Below are 13,190 nucleotides of genomic sequence, written 5' to 3' on the forward strand. Positions count from 1 at the left end.
GTCCGTGGGGGCGACGTCCGCGTTTCGTAAGGAGTCCACGGCCCTTTTGCGCGGCCCCGGTTCCTACGGTGAGACCGTGAGCGAAACCGTGACGGTAGACGTCGTACTTCCCTGTCTGAACGAGGCCGGGGCCCTGCCCTGGGTCCTCGCGCGCATCCCGGCCGGCTGGCGGGCCCTGGTCGTGGACAACGGTTCCACCGACGGCTCCGCCGAGCTCGCACGGGCCCTGGGAGCGACCGTGGTCAGCGAGTCCCGGCGCGGTTTCGGCGCCGCCTGCCACGCCGGGCTGCTCGCCTCCGAGGCGGACGTCGTCTGCTTCTGCGACTGCGACGCCTCGCTCGACCCGGGGCTGCTGACCGGCTTCGTGGCGGCCGTCGCCGCGGGCGAGGCCGATCTGGTGCTCGGCCGGCGCCGGCCGCGGGGCCGCGGCGCCTGGCCCGCGCACGCCCGCGCCGGAAACCTGGCGCTGGCCCGGCTGTTGCGCCGCCGGACCGGGCTGCGGCTGCGCGATCTGGGCCCCATGCGGGCGGCACGACGGGAAGGCCTGCTCGGGCTGGACCTGTCGGACCGGCGTTCCGGCTACCCCCTGCAGATGGTGGTCCGGGCCGCGGACGCGGGCTGGCGGATCCGGGAGGTGGACGTGCCGTACCTGCCGCGTTCGGGGAAGTCGAAGGTGACGGGCACCTGGCGGGGAACCTGGCAGGCGGTGCGCGACATGAGCCGGGTCCTGGCGCAGCCGCCCGAAGCCCGGGCTGCCGGCCGGGCCGGCACGGGCACACCCTCCGGCGGCGCCCCCTCCGGCCGCACTCCCTCCGGCGGTGCCCGATGAGTACGACCACCCTGCTGGTGATCGCGAAGGAGCCGGTCCCGGGCCGGGTCAAGACCCGGCTCACCCCGCCGTTCACCCCGGTCGAGGCGGCCGCGCTCGCCGAGGCCGCGCTCGCCGACACCCTCGCCGCCGTGGCCGCGGCCCCCGCGCGGCGCCGGGTCCTGGTCCTGGAGGGGCGGCCCGGCCCGTGGCTGCCGCCCGGCTTCGAGGTGGTCCCGCAGTGCGCCGGGAGCCTGGACCTGCGGCTCGCCGCCGCCTTCGGGGCCTGCGACGGCCCCGCGCTCCTGATCGGCATGGACACCCCGCAGGTCACGCCGGAGCTGCTGGACGTCGACTGGTCGGCGTACGGGGCCTGGTTCGGGCCCGCCGTCGACGGCGGGTTCTGGGCGCTCGGACTGGCCGTCCCGGACCCCGCGCTGCTGCGCGGCGTACCGATGTCGGTCCCCGGGACAGGCGCGGTCCAGTACGAACGGCTGCGCGCGGCCGGGCTGCGCACCGGCCGGCTGCCCGTGCTGCGTGACGTGGACACCGCCGAGGACGCCCGCCTGGTCGCCGCCGGGGCTCCGGCGGGCGCCTTCGCCGCGCGGCTGGCGGACCTCACCCGGCCGGTCCTGCGATGACCACGCTCACCTCGGGCACGGCCCGGGCGGGTGGTCCGGTCACCGCCTGGTCGGCGGACCCGTACACGGTGGCCCTGCGCAGCGGCCGGGGGCCGCTCTACCTGCGCCGGGGCGACGGGTGGCTGCTGCCGCTGGACGTGGAGCGCTGGTGCGAGGCTCCGGACGGCGCCGACCGCACGGTGCTGGGCCGCTGCCGGGGAGCCGTCCTCGACATCGGCTGCGGCCCCGGCCGGCTGGTGTCCGCGCTCGCCGCACGCGGGCACCGGGCCCTCGGCATCGACGTCAGCCCGGAGGCGGTGGCCCGGACCGCCCGCACGGGCGCCGCCGCCCTGCACCGGTCGGTCTTCGACACCCTTCCGGGGGAAGGCCGTTGGGACACGGCGCTGCTCATCGACGGGAACATCGGCATCGGCGGCGACCCCGCGGCGCTGCTGCGCCGGACGGCCGAGGTGCTCGCGCCGAGCGGCTCGCTGATCGTGGAGTGCGTGCAGGCGGAGGCCGGGGCCGACGTGGACGAACGCTGCGAGGTCCGGGTGGCCGACGGCCGGGGCGGCCTCGGGGCGCCGTTCCCCTGGGCCCGCGTCGGCCCGGCGGCCCTGGCCCGGCACGCGGAGGCCGCCGGCTGGACCCCGGCCGGCCACTGGACCGCGGCGGGCCGACCCTTCACCGTACTGACGCGCGGGGCCGCAGCCCCGTAGCGCGGTCCGCCGTCAGCGCGGTCCGGGGGCAGCCCGGTCCGACGCCAGCCCAGTCCGACGTCAACCCCGTCCGGCGTCAACCCGGTCCGCGTCAGCCCAGTCCGGTGTACGCGGCCATGACGATCTCCATGCCGCGGTCGTCCTCCTGCCGGTCGCGGTCGATCATCTGGTTCATGACGTAGGCCACCGTCATCCGTGCGTCGGGATCGCTCACGACCAGCGAGCCGCCCCACCCGCCCCAGCCGAAGGTGTTGCCGAACTTCCCGAAGCCCGCGGTCCAGGACATCGGCGTACCCATGACGCGGTCCGGGCCACTGAACACCTCCTGCCATGCGGGCTCGCAGCCCTGGGGGGACAGCAGTCGCACACCGCCGGCCGTCCCCCGGTTCGCCAGGACCGACTGGACCAGGGCGACGGAACGGGCATGGCCGAAGCCGTTCACCGCGGGGATCTGCGCACGGCGCCAGGCGAGAGAGTTGACGTCCCTGACCCGGACGGCGACGCCGGTGCTCTCCCGCCGTGCACCGTCCGGTCCGGGCGGCGCACTGGCGGCGTAGTCGTCGGTCAGTGACGGCGGTGCGATGAGCGGTGCGACGCGGTGGTCGTGCTCGGCGGGGAGCCCGATGTGGAAGTCCGCGCCCAGCGGCCCGGCCACTTCCTCCGCGAAGAACTCGCCGAGGCTGCGGCCGGTGATGCGGCGGACGAGCTCGCCTACGAGGAATCCGAAGGTGAGCGCGTGATAGCCGGCGGCCGTTCCCGGTTCCCATGCGGGCGCCCGCGCGGCCAGCCCCGCCGTCACGCGCTCCCCGTCGTAGAGCTCCTCGACCGCCCGCAGCCCGGGCAGATCGGGCAGCCCCGCGGTGTGCGACAGCACGTGCCGCACCAGCACGCCCTCCTTGCCCGCCGCGGCGAACTCGGGCCAGTAGGCGGCGACCGGAGCGGACAGGTCGAGGCTGCCCCGGTCGGACAGGATCAGCGCGCACAGGGCCGTCATGTTCTTGGTCGTCGAGTTCACGCAGGTGAGGGTGGAACGCTCCCAGCCGGCGGAACGGTCGGCGTCGGCGTATCCGCCCCAGAGGTCGACCACCGGCTCGCCGTCGAGGTAGACGGCCGCCGAGGCGCCCACGTCTTCCTTGGCCAGCAGCCCTGCGAGTGCTTCGTGGACCGCACCGAACCTCGGCTCGCAATATCCCTTAATGTCGTTCATGGGCGTAAGCCTCGGGCAGCGCCACGGCTCGCCGCCCGACAATTCCCGCACGGGATGTGTCGGGTGGGCAGGGAAGGACGGGCAGCGTGCTGGAGCGGCTGAACCAGGCGTTGGAGCACCTGGAGTCCTGCCTCGACCAGGAGATCGACATGGCCGAGGTGGCCAGGATCGCCGCGGTGTCGGAGTACCACTTCCGGCGGCTGTTCTCCGCGCTCGCCGGGATGCCGCTCCCGGTCTACGTCCGGCGCCGGCGGATGACGCTCGCCGGGGCGGAGGTGCTGGCCGGGGAGCTGACGCTGCTCGATGTCGCGGTGCGGTACGGGTACGGCTCGGGCGAGGCGTTCGCCAGGGCGTTCCGGTCGGTGCACGGCATCGGGCCGGGCGAGGCGCGGCGCACGGGCGCCGTCCTGACGGCGCAGCCCCGCATGTCCTTCCGTGTCGTCGTCGAGGGAAGTACGACCATGCGGTACCGGATCGTGGAGAAGGGACCGTTCCGCGTCCTCGGCAGGAAGGCCCGGGTGCCGCTCGTGCACGAGGGGCCCAACGCGGCCGCCACGGCGCACGTGGCGAGCCTGGACGAGCGGACGGTCGTAGGGATGAAGGCGCTGGCCGGCCGGGAGCCGGAGGGGATCTTCTCGGCGGTGGTGCACCTGACCGACAGCCGGGAGGAGGGCGCCGAGGTGGACTACTGGGTCGGCGTGGCGACCGGCCCGCAGACGGCCGCCGGGGAGCTCGACGCCCTCGACGTGCCCGCCGGGACCTGGGCGGTCTTCGACGACCGCGGGCCCTACCCGGGCTCCCTCCAGGAGCTGTGGCGGGACGTGTTCACCCAGTGGTTCCCCTCGAACCCGTACACGAGCCGGCCGGGGCCGGAGTTCCTCCGGACACAGCCGGTGGAGATCGGCGCGGAGACCGACTCCCAGCTGTGGATCCCGGTCGAGCGGGGCGGCGGCTGACGGCGCGCCGGGTCACTCGTCACTCCGCGCGGCGGCTTCGGCCGGACCGGGCCGTGCGCGCCGCCGGCGACCCACGGCCGCCGTCACCCCGGCGGCGACCGCCACCGCGGCGAGCACCAGGAGCAGGTTCCGCCCGTACGGCAGCGGCAGGGCCGAAGGGTTCGGCGGCGTTCCCGGTCGCAGCAGCAGGGGCAGGGTGACCAGTACGAGCGCGCCCGCCGTCAGCAGGGCTCCGCGTACGAGGCCCCGCGCGGGAACGGCGGCGACCGCGAGGCCGGCCGCCAGGACGAGGGGTGCGATGATCGCGTCGTGCAGAACGAGCGCCCCGCCCATCCACACCAGCACGTCGAGGGGGTCGGGCAGGTCCGCCAGCAGCCGGCCGCCGATGGCGATCAGCAGCAGCCCGGCGCCGCCCAGGAGCAGGCGCACGCTCTTCACAGGACCTCCAGCAGGGTGACCCATTTGGTTTGCAGCACTCCGGGCCGGTTCGGCGCGATGACGCGCGCGGGGTAGCCGTGGTCGGCGGTCAGGGTCTGGCCGTTCAGTTCCAGCGCGAGCAGGGTCAGCGGGTCCTCGGCGTAGTCGCGGCCCATCTCCATCACCCGGTAGGCGCCGCTCCTTTCCAGCGAGGTGACCCTCAGTCCTGCCCCGGTCGGGGCGCCGGCCCGTGCCAGCAGGTCGCCGATCCGGACTCCGCTCCAGCGTGCTTCCACGCTCCAGCCCTCCACGCACGCGATCGGCAGCCTCGCCTGTGTCCTGGGCAGGGAACGGAGTTGATCGAGCGTCAGGGTGTAGGGGGTGGGGCCGCGCACCTCCAGCCGCCAGTCCCGTACCGCCCGCTCGGTGATCCCGGCGGCCGCGGCCGTGCGGTTGACCGGGAGCCCCTGGGGTCCGTGGTCGGGGTGCCGGGGCGCGAGCAGGTCGAGCCGCCCCAGCGGGGTGAAGGACTGGCCGACGGTGGTGAGGGTGACGGCTCCGACGGCCGCGCCGACACCGAGCAGCAGGGAACGCCGGTCCGGGCCGTCCTGGGCGGGCAGTTGGAGCGTTCCGGGCGACCGGCGGCTCCAATGGGCCTTGATCTCAGGGGCTTTGACGGCGAGGTGCAGGAGCAGCGAGCCGGTCACGACCCAGGCGAGGGCGAAGTGCGTCTGGATGAAGCCGAACGGCCACGGGTACCACTCGGCGATGTTGAGGAGCCCGGTGAAGACCTGGAGGACGGCGGAGGCCACGAGCACCGCCACCGAGAGGCGTTCCAGCCCGTGCCGGACACCGCGCACCGGGGGCCACACGAACAGCCTCGGGTACACCGTCCACAGTTTGGCGAGCAGGAGCACGATCGCGGCGAGCCCGGTGGCGATGTGGAGGCCCTGGCTGAGCCGGTAGCCCCAGACCGGGCGGCTGGGCAGCGAGTCCGCGGCCCAGCCGGGCGGGTGCTGGAGGTAGTGGCTGATGAGGCCGGTCAGGAAGCAGACGGCGAAGGCCGCTCCGAGCCAGCGGCCGATGGCGGTGGCGGTGCGGGCGTCGTGCAGCCGGCCACCGAAGGAGGGCGGCCGCAGCGGGAAGCGGGGGCCGGGTTCCGGCGGGGTGGGGGGCGGCGGTGGGGTTGGAGGTGTGGGCGGAGGTGCGGGCGGCGGCACGGACGGGGGCACTGTCGGGGGCACCGGCGGCGGCACGGGCGGAGTCATGCCCTCCATGAGAGCGCCGCCGGGCCCCGCGCGGGCGCCCCGACACCTTACGAAACGCGGACGCCGGGCCGGGTCGCCCGCCCGGCGGCGCCCCGCGCTGCCAGGCTGGCCCGTATGGACCACCCCCGCGCCCGGACCCTCCTCACCGTGCTGCTGCTCGCCGCGCTGACCGCCGCGCTCGTGCCCGCCGTCCGCGAGGAGGGCTACTTCGCCGACCCGGCGCGGCTCACCTGGTGGTACGCGGCCGCCTGGACGCTGTTCGGCGCGGCCGTCTGGTCGCTGCGGCGGGTGCCCGGGCGGTACGTGGTCCCGCTCGTGCTGGCGGGTGCGCTGGCCGTCTGCGCCGCGGGACTCTCGGGGCCGCCGCTGACCAGCACCGATTCCTTCCGCTACGCCTGGGACGGGCGGGTGCAGGCCGCCGGGATCTCCCCGTACGACCACACCCCCGCCGATCCGGCGCTGCGCGCCCTGCGCGACGACTGGCTGTTCCCGCGCGGCGGGGCCGCCTGCGCGGGGCCCGACCGGGTGGCCGTCGAGCCGGGGGTGTGCACCCGTATCAACCGGCCGACGGTGCACACCGTCTACCCGCCCGTCGCGGAGGGGTGGTTCGGGCTGGTGCATGCACTGTCTCCGGCGGGCGTGCGGCACAAGGCCCTGCAGGCCGGCGGGGGCCTGCTGGCGCTCGCCGTCACCGGGGCGCTGCTGCTGATCCAGCGCCGCCGGGGCGCGCGGCTCCGTACGGCCGCGTACTGGGCCTGGTGTCCGGCGGTGGCGGTGGAAGCGGTGAACAACGCGCACGTGGACGTGCTCGCCGTCCTGCTGTCGGTGGCGGCGCTGGGGGTGGTGGTGCGCCGACGCGCCCTCGGCGGAGCCCTGTTCGGGCTGGCGATCGCGGCGAAGCTGCTGCCCGCGGTGCTGCTTCCGGGCGCGCTGGCCGGCGTACGGCGGTGGCGGGACGCGGCGGCGCTGCTGCTGCCCGCGGCCGCGGTGGTGGGGCTGGCGTACCTGCCGTACGTGCTGGTCTCGCGCGCGTCGGCCTTCGGCTACCTGGGCGGCTACGCGGAGGAGGAGGGGTACGAGGACCCGGGCGCGGGCGGCCGCTACGCGCTGCTGCGCCTCGTGCTCCCGGACTCCTGGTCGGTGCCCGCGGTCGTGGTCGGGATGCTGGCGGTGACGGTGTACGTCTGGTGGCGCGGGGATCCGCAGCAGCCGTGGAGCGCGGCGCTGTTGGTGACGGGTACGGCGTTCTTGCTGATGACTCCGGGGTACTCCTGGTACGCGCTGCTGCTGATCGCGCTCGTGGCGCTGGACGGCCGCGCCGAGTGGCTGGGGGTGGCGCTCGCGGGGGCGGCGGCGTACGTCTCGGTGCGCACGCTGGGCGGGGCGACGATCCCGGTGGCGTACGGGTTGGCGGGGGCGGCCGTGCTCGTGGGGTGGGCGCTGCGGCGGCGGGCCGGGCGACGGCCCGGGGAGGGAGGGGAGTTCGCCCCGGACCGCCGCCGCGCGTTGCTCGGGGCGGTCAGCCGATGTGGAAGGGGTCCCCGTAGACCTTCCAGTCCAGGGGGGTGTTGAGGTTCAGGTTGCCCTTCTTGAGCCACACGCGCTGGGCCGTGTCGACGCGGCTGGTGTCGCTGTGCGCCTCCTCCTGCTTCATCGCCCAGACCCGGGCGTCGAGGAAGGCGTTGAGCCAGGTGGTCTCGTTGCCGCCCTGGGCCGGGGGCTTGGCCTTGGTGAGGGCGCGCTTGCGGATGTTGCGGAAGCTGGTGGAGTCGGTGCCGTCGCCGTGCATGACGATGGCGTCGTAGTAGGTGAACTGGCCGAGCACGCCGACGCCGTCGGCCTTGCCCTGCTTCACGGCCGGGTTGAAGTAGACCCGGTCGCGCTCGTGGTCCTGGGCCTTCTTGAAGGTGGAGTCGGAGGCCGCCTTCACCCAGTCCTTGGTGAAGTTGGGGTCGAGGCCGGCGTGCGAGTCGCTGCCGTCGACGTTCCGCAGGGCGGGGAGGTACTTGGCGAGCACGTTGCCGGGCTTGATCTGCGTGTAGTACTCGACCAGTTCGAGCATGTCGTGGGTGCCGGAACAGAAGCCGATGATGCCGGCCGTGTAGCCGCGGCCGTCGTCTATGTCCTCGATGTACTTGTACTGCGCCTTCCAGTTCAGCGAGGAGTTCTCGGCACTGGAGACGATCTGCATGGCGATGTCCTTCTTCGCCGGGTCGTCGAGCCCGACGGCGGCGGCCACCTGCGCGGCGGCCGGTGCCGCGGTGGGGGCGGTGGCGGTCGCGTGGGCGGTGACGGGCACGGCGAGAAGGGCGGCGCCGAGCACGGTACTTACGGCCAGTCGCTTGTGGTGGGGGGTGAACACAGTGCCTCCATGAGGGAGTTGATGCTCGGGCGACTTCGTTAGGAAACTTTACTACCAGACGTCTCGCCACCTCAAGGCCCCGGTCGCCCGGATACGACTGCGCCCCGGGCAGCACACGCTTCCCCGGGCGCTCCAAAAGAGGATCCTCTCCAAACTCACAACCCCCGGTGGTGCGAGCCGCCAGGCGGGCCCGCAGGTCCTGCTTCACGTCCGGCCACTCCGGGCGCGTGATGCTGTACACCGCCGTATCGCGGATCCACCCGTCGCGCATGACCATGTGGTGCCGCAGTACGCCCTCGTGCTTCGCGCCGATCCGGGTGATCGCCGCCCGCGACTTCGCGTTCCGCACGTCCGTGAGCAGCTCGACCCGGTTCATCCCCAGCGCCTCGAAGGCGTGCGTCAGCATCAGCAGTTTCGCCTCGGTGTTCGCACCGCTCCGCTGCCGGGACGCGGCGAGGAAGGTCCAGCCGATCTCCAGCCGCCGGTTCGCGGTGTTGATCACCATCAGCCGGGTGGAGCCGATGACCCGGCCCGTCGCCGCGTCCACCGTCGCGTACGGGATCTGCGTGCCCGCCGCCCGCGCCGCGACGGCGTCCTCGATGAAGCCCCGGACATCGTCCGGGTGCGGGACGATCGTCACCGCGAGCTCCCACAGGCTGCCGTCGCGAACCGCCTCGCACAGGCCGTCGTGGTGGCGGAGCTCCAGCGGCTCCAGCCGCACCCGCTCCCCGGCCAGCTCCGCCGTCGCCACCGCGTCCGCGTCCGCACCCGTGTCCGCCTGCTGCATGTCCGACCTGCCCGTTCCTCGTGGTTGCGCGCCAACACGCGGACCCTACCGGCGGGGCCGGGCACCCTCACCCGGTTTTCCGCCGCCCCGGCCGGCCGCGGCCGGGCACCGTCGGAGCCGGCCCGATGCCGTCGGAGCCGGCCCGATGCCGTCAGAGCCAGCCGTTGCGCCGGAAGCCGCGGTGAATGACGAAGCACGCGACGACCATCACACCGAGCACGAAGGGATACCCGTAGGTCCACTTCAGTTCGGGCATGTGCTCGAAGTTCATGCCGTAGACCCCGCAGACCATCGTCGGGACGGCGATGATGGCCGCCCACGCGGTGATCTTGCGCATGTCCTCGTTCTGGGCGACGGTCACCTGCGCGAGATGGGCCTGCAGTATCGAGTCGAGGAGGGCGTCGTACGCGCCGATCTGGTCGGTGGCACGGGTCAGATGGTCGGCGACGTCCCGGAAGTAGGTGCGCATCTCCGGCGGGATGACCGCGATGGGCAGGGTGCTCAGCTGCTGGAGCGGCCGGCCCAGCGGGGCCACCGCCCTGCGCAGTTCGAGCAGTTCGCGCTTGAGCTGGTAGATCCGGCCGGCGTCCCCGCGGCCCCCGTGCTCGCTGAAGACCATGGTCTCGACGGCGTCTATGTCGTTCTGCACCGCGTCCGTCACGGCCACGTACTCGTCGACCACGTGGTCGGCCAGTGCGTGCAGGACGGCGACGGGCCCCTTGGCCAAGTGCTCCGGGAAGGCCTCCAGTTCCTCGCGGACCGATCCGAGGGTGCCCCGGCCGCCGTGCCGGATGGTGATGACGAAGTCGCTGCCGGCGAAGGCCATGAGTTCGCCGGTCTCCACCACCTCGCTGTTCGCGGTCAGCTCCTCGTGCTCCACGTACCGCACCGTCTTGAACACGGCGAAGAGGGTCTCGTCGTAGCGCTCGATCTTGGGCCGCTGGTGGGCCTGGACCGCGTCCCCGACGGCGAGCGGGTGCAGGCCCAGCAGCTCGGCGAGCCCGGCGAACTCCTCCTGCGAGGGTTCGTGCAGGCCGACCCAGACGAAGCCCTCGCCCGTCTTGCGGACCCGGCGCAGCGCCTCGCCTACATCGGCGTGGCCGTGGCTGTCCTGGCGCACGCCCTCCCGGTACACGATGCAGTTGACCACGGCGCTGCCGAGCGGGGACCGGGCCGGGTGGCTGAGGTCGACGGCCCGCCGGTAGCTGCGGCGCACGACCCGGCGCAGGTTGCTGAACATGGACAACGAACGTACTCCCCTTCGGCGGAACAGCGGCCAGTGTGCCACCGGCGCGCGGACCGCTCGGCCACGGGGCCGTCCGCGCGGGCGGCCTCCGCGCGGGCCTGTCGTCACACTCCCGTCTGCCTCGCGACGCCCGGCACCCGCTCTCGCCGCACCGGGCGAAAGCCAAGTACGTCCAGTACGCGGGCTTCCGCCCGCCACGCCGAGAGCACGCACCGGACGCCGCAAGGCCGCCCTGCGGGCGACGGCGGGAGTGTGACGACAGGCCCTAGGCCCGGTCGATGAAGACGCTCGTGGACTTCACCCGCGCCGTCGCCCTCGCGCCGACCTCCAGGCCGAGTTCCTCCACGGCTTCCCGGGTCAGCAGCGACACGACCCGGTGCGGTCCGGCCTGGATCTCCACCTGTGCGTCGACCGTGCCCAGTTTCACGCCCGTCACGATGCCGGGGAAGGCGTTGCGCGCCGAGGTGTACGGGGCTTCCTCGCCTTCGCCGCCCTCCTGCGCGACCTCCACGCAGAACGCCGCCAGGTCCGGCCCGTCGACCATCCGGCGGGTACCGTCCCGACGCGTCGGGAACCGTTCCGCGTCGGCCCACCGCCGGGCCGTGTCTACGCTGACGCCGAGCAGCCGCGCCGCCTGGCCGATCGTGTAGGACTCCATGCCCGCAGCCTAAGCCCTCGCCCGACCGGTCCTCGCAGGCCAAGGGGCCCGGCCCCGACCGCGGCAGACCCCCGGAAGGGCCCTACGGGAGCGCGCTGCGGGTCCCGCAAGAGGCCGCCGGACCCGCCGGACCCCGACAAGGCCTCGGCCGGACCCCGGCAAGGCCTCGGCCGGACTCCGACCCCGACTCAGGCCGCGGCGAGGCCCCCACAGGCCCCCTACGACTCCCGCCCGCTAGTCGAGCGCCGCCGCGGCCGCCCGCGCGACCGCCTCCGCGACCATCGACAGCGCGGGCGAGTCCAGCTTCCACTGCTGCCAGTACAGCGGTACGTCCAGGGTCCGCCCCGGCGCGATCACCACCAGCTCCCCCGCCTCCACCCGCGGGCCGGCCTGCGCCTGCGGCAGCATCGCCCAGCCCAGCCCGGCGACCACCGCATCGCAGAACCCCTCCGACGTCGGCACGTAGTGGCGCACCTCAGAGGCCCGGGCGGCCGCGTCCCCCGTCAACAGCCGCACGAACTCGTCCTGGAACAGGTCCAGCCGGTCGAACACCACGACCGGCGCCCTGCGCAGGTCCCGCTCCACCGCCTCCCGCAGGTGCCGCGCCGCGAAGGCCGGGCTCGCCACCGGCAGGTACCGCGCGACCCCCAGGCTGCGCACCGTGCACCCCGCCACGGGCGCGGGCTGCGAGGTGACCGCCGCCATCACGCTTCCGTCCCGCAGCAGTTCGGTCGCGTGCGCCTCGTCCTCCCGGTGCAGTTCGAAGCAGACCGGCGGATCCTGCGGCACCCCCGCCAGCGCGGGCAGCAGCCAGGTGGCAAGCGAGTCCGCGTTGACCGCGATCGGCAGCCGTACCGGCCCCAGGCCCTCGGCCATGCCGAGCTCGGCCCGCGCGTCGCGCTCCAGCCGGACGAGCTGGCGCGCGAAGCGCACGAGGACCTCCCCGGACTCGGTCGCCCGTACGGGCTTGGTGCGCATCAGCAGCACCCGCCCGGTCCGCTGTTCCAGGGCCTTGACGCGTTGGCTGACGGCGGACGGGGTCACGTGCAGGGCGGCGGCCGCCGCGTCGAAGGTGCCCTCGTCGATCACCGCGAGCAGGGTCCGGACCTGGTCGACAGGCAGTTCATCCATCACGCTGGCTAATGGTACGTAAGAATCTTTAGCTGTACTCCTCGCCGCGCCGCTGCCTACGGTCGGGACATGACACACGGCATCATCGCGGCGGCCCTCGCCGGCTTCGGCACCGGTCTTTCCCTCATCGTCGCCATCGGCGCCCAGAACGCCTTCGTCCTGCGCCAGGGCGTACGCCGCCAATCGGTCCTCGCCGTGGTCGCCATCTGCGCCCTCTCGGACGCGGCCCTCATCGCCCTCGGCGTGGCCGGCGTCGGCGCGTTCGTCACCGCCTGGCCGCCCGCCCTCACCCTCGTCGGCCTCGTCGGCGGCGCCTTCCTGATCGGCTACGGAGCCCTCGCCGCCCGCCGGGTGCTGCGCCCCGACCCCGGCGCCGCACTCGCCGCGGACTCCGCCGGCAAGGCCTCCGGGACCGCCTCCGCCCGGCGCGCCGTGCTGACCTGCCTGGCCATGACCTGGCTCAACCCGCACGTGTACCTCGACACCGTGCTGCTGCTCGGGTCCGTCGCCGCCGGCCGCGGCGACCTTCGCTGGGCCTTCGGCGCCGGGGCCGTCCTGGCGAGCCTCACCTGGTTCGGCGCGCTCGGCTACGGCGCCCGGCTGCTCAGCGGCCCGCTCGGCAAGCCCGCGGCCTGGCGGGCACTGGACGGGCTCGTCGCGGCGACCATGGTCACGATGGGCGGCCTGCTCCTCGCCCGGGCCTGAACCCGGCCACCCCGCGCGCCGCGCCCGCCGCCGCTCCGGCACCGAAGTCCGCGGGCTCGGCCCGGCGCAGCCGCCTGAGCCACTCGCCCGGCAGTACGGGGTGCGGGTGAGGGCACGGTCAGCACCGGGCACGCCGCGCGGCCGCGCAGCACGCGCGCCACCCGGCCCCCGTAGCGGCGGCCGGGCCTGCCCCCGACGACCAGCAGGTGGTCCGGCCGTCCGGCCGGCTCGCACAGGGTCCGGCCGGGGTCGCCCCGCAGCACGTGGCGGCGTACGACGGGCACGCCCGCCGGGTCGCCGCCGAAG

Annotated in this window: 13 protein-coding genes and 1 pseudogene; 6 read left to right on the forward strand and 8 right to left on the reverse strand. The window is 74.4% G+C overall.

Annotated elements, in window-relative coordinates:
- Nucleotides 1-76 precede the first annotated feature (76 nt).
- Genes ACFWBW_RS04740 through ACFWBW_RS04750 form a run of 3 tightly spaced genes read left to right on the forward strand, consistent with a single transcriptional unit; the run spans nucleotide 77 to nucleotide 2,147 of the window.
- Entirely contained in the window at nucleotides 77-829 is a 753-nt protein-coding gene (locus ACFWBW_RS04740) for a glycosyltransferase family 2 protein (RefSeq protein ID WP_385368371.1), read from the forward strand.
- Entirely contained in the window at nucleotides 826-1,449 is a 624-nt protein-coding gene (locus ACFWBW_RS04745; RefSeq protein WP_385368373.1) for a DUF2064 domain-containing protein, read from the forward strand. The genes ACFWBW_RS04740 and ACFWBW_RS04745 overlap by 4 nt, the downstream gene beginning before the upstream one ends.
- Nucleotides 1,446-2,147, forward strand: coding sequence for a class I SAM-dependent methyltransferase (locus tag ACFWBW_RS04750; RefSeq protein ID WP_385368375.1), 702 nt, complete (start codon nucleotides 1,446-1,448; stop codon nucleotides 2,145-2,147). Before ACFWBW_RS04745 ends, ACFWBW_RS04750 begins: the two co-directional genes overlap by 4 nt.
- 91 nt (nucleotides 2,148-2,238) lie before the next feature.
- On the opposite strand, the gene ACFWBW_RS04755 is transcribed toward ACFWBW_RS04750, so the two are convergent.
- Nucleotides 2,239-3,354 carry a serine hydrolase domain-containing protein gene (locus ACFWBW_RS04755; protein WP_385368377.1) on the reverse strand — a complete coding sequence of 372 codons (1,116 nt, stop codon included), beginning with the start codon at nucleotides 3,352-3,354 and terminating at the stop codon, nucleotides 2,239-2,241.
- An 86-nt stretch (nucleotides 3,355-3,440) separates the two neighbouring features.
- Here ACFWBW_RS04755 and ACFWBW_RS04760 point away from each other — a divergent pair, with 86 nt between their 5' ends.
- The gene (locus ACFWBW_RS04760) at nucleotides 3,441-4,310 is read left to right on the forward strand and encodes a helix-turn-helix domain-containing protein (protein ID WP_385368379.1); all 870 of its coding nucleotides are present in this window, start codon (nucleotides 3,441-3,443) and stop codon (nucleotides 4,308-4,310) included.
- Nucleotides 4,311-4,322: 12 nt separating this feature from the next.
- Here the strand turns inward: ACFWBW_RS04760 and ACFWBW_RS04765 are convergent, their stop codons facing one another.
- Together ACFWBW_RS04765 and ACFWBW_RS04770 are read right to left on the reverse strand one after the other, a co-directional pair.
- On the reverse strand, nucleotides 4,323-4,748 hold the full coding sequence (locus ACFWBW_RS04765) for a hypothetical protein (RefSeq protein ID WP_385368381.1): 426 nt from the start codon (nucleotides 4,746-4,748) through the stop codon (nucleotides 4,323-4,325).
- Nucleotides 4,745-5,995, reverse strand: a complete 1,251-nt coding sequence (locus tag ACFWBW_RS04770) for a molybdopterin-dependent oxidoreductase (protein ID WP_385368383.1) — start codon at nucleotides 5,993-5,995, stop codon at nucleotides 4,745-4,747. Before ACFWBW_RS04770 ends, ACFWBW_RS04765 begins: the two co-directional genes overlap by 4 nt.
- A 114-nt stretch (nucleotides 5,996-6,109) precedes the next feature.
- Here ACFWBW_RS04770 and ACFWBW_RS04775 point away from each other — a divergent pair, with 114 nt between their 5' ends.
- On the forward strand, nucleotides 6,110-7,567 hold the full coding sequence (locus ACFWBW_RS04775) for a glycosyltransferase 87 family protein (RefSeq protein WP_385368385.1): 1,458 nt from the start codon (nucleotides 6,110-6,112) through the stop codon (nucleotides 7,565-7,567).
- On the opposite strand, the gene ACFWBW_RS04780 is transcribed toward ACFWBW_RS04775, so the two are convergent.
- The 5 genes and pseudogenes from ACFWBW_RS04780 to ACFWBW_RS04800 all read right to left on the reverse strand — a co-directional run bounded on the left by ACFWBW_RS04780 (nucleotide 7,515) and on the right by ACFWBW_RS04800 (nucleotide 12,179).
- The gene (locus tag ACFWBW_RS04780) at nucleotides 7,515-8,357 is read right to left on the reverse strand and encodes a chitosanase (RefSeq protein ID WP_385368387.1); all 843 of its coding nucleotides are present in this window, start codon (nucleotides 8,355-8,357) and stop codon (nucleotides 7,515-7,517) included. The two genes, ACFWBW_RS04775 and ACFWBW_RS04780, sit on opposite strands and share 53 nt — an antisense overlap.
- 313 nt (nucleotides 8,358-8,670) lie before the next feature.
- Nucleotides 8,671-9,144 (reverse strand): annotated as a pseudogene (locus tag ACFWBW_RS04785) (GNAT family N-acetyltransferase); the annotation flags it as partial.
- Nucleotides 9,145-9,295: 151 nt separating this feature from the next.
- Nucleotides 9,296-10,384 (reverse strand): magnesium and cobalt transport protein CorA, encoded by a 1,089-nt coding sequence (locus tag ACFWBW_RS04790; RefSeq protein ID WP_385368389.1) that lies wholly within the window; start codon nucleotides 10,382-10,384, stop codon nucleotides 9,296-9,298.
- Between the two features lie 271 nt (nucleotides 10,385-10,655).
- The gene (locus tag ACFWBW_RS04795) at nucleotides 10,656-11,048 is read right to left on the reverse strand and encodes a molybdopterin-binding protein (RefSeq protein ID WP_385368391.1); all 393 of its coding nucleotides are present in this window, start codon (nucleotides 11,046-11,048) and stop codon (nucleotides 10,656-10,658) included.
- A gap of 234 nt (nucleotides 11,049-11,282) precedes the next feature.
- Complete coding sequence (locus tag ACFWBW_RS04800) at nucleotides 11,283-12,179, reverse strand: LysR family transcriptional regulator ArgP (protein ID WP_385368441.1); 897 nt, start codon at nucleotides 12,177-12,179, stop codon at nucleotides 11,283-11,285.
- 69 nt (nucleotides 12,180-12,248) lie between these two features.
- Here ACFWBW_RS04800 and ACFWBW_RS04805 point away from each other — a divergent pair, with 69 nt between their 5' ends.
- Nucleotides 12,249-12,884, forward strand: a complete 636-nt coding sequence (locus ACFWBW_RS04805; protein ID WP_385368393.1) for a LysE/ArgO family amino acid transporter — start codon at nucleotides 12,249-12,251, stop codon at nucleotides 12,882-12,884.
- The last annotated feature ends 306 nt before the right edge of the window (nucleotides 12,885-13,190 follow it).

This window comes from Streptomyces sp. NPDC059957 (assembly GCF_042730015.1).
In the GTDB taxonomy this organism is placed as follows: Bacteria; Actinomycetota; Actinomycetes; order Streptomycetales; family Streptomycetaceae; genus Streptomyces.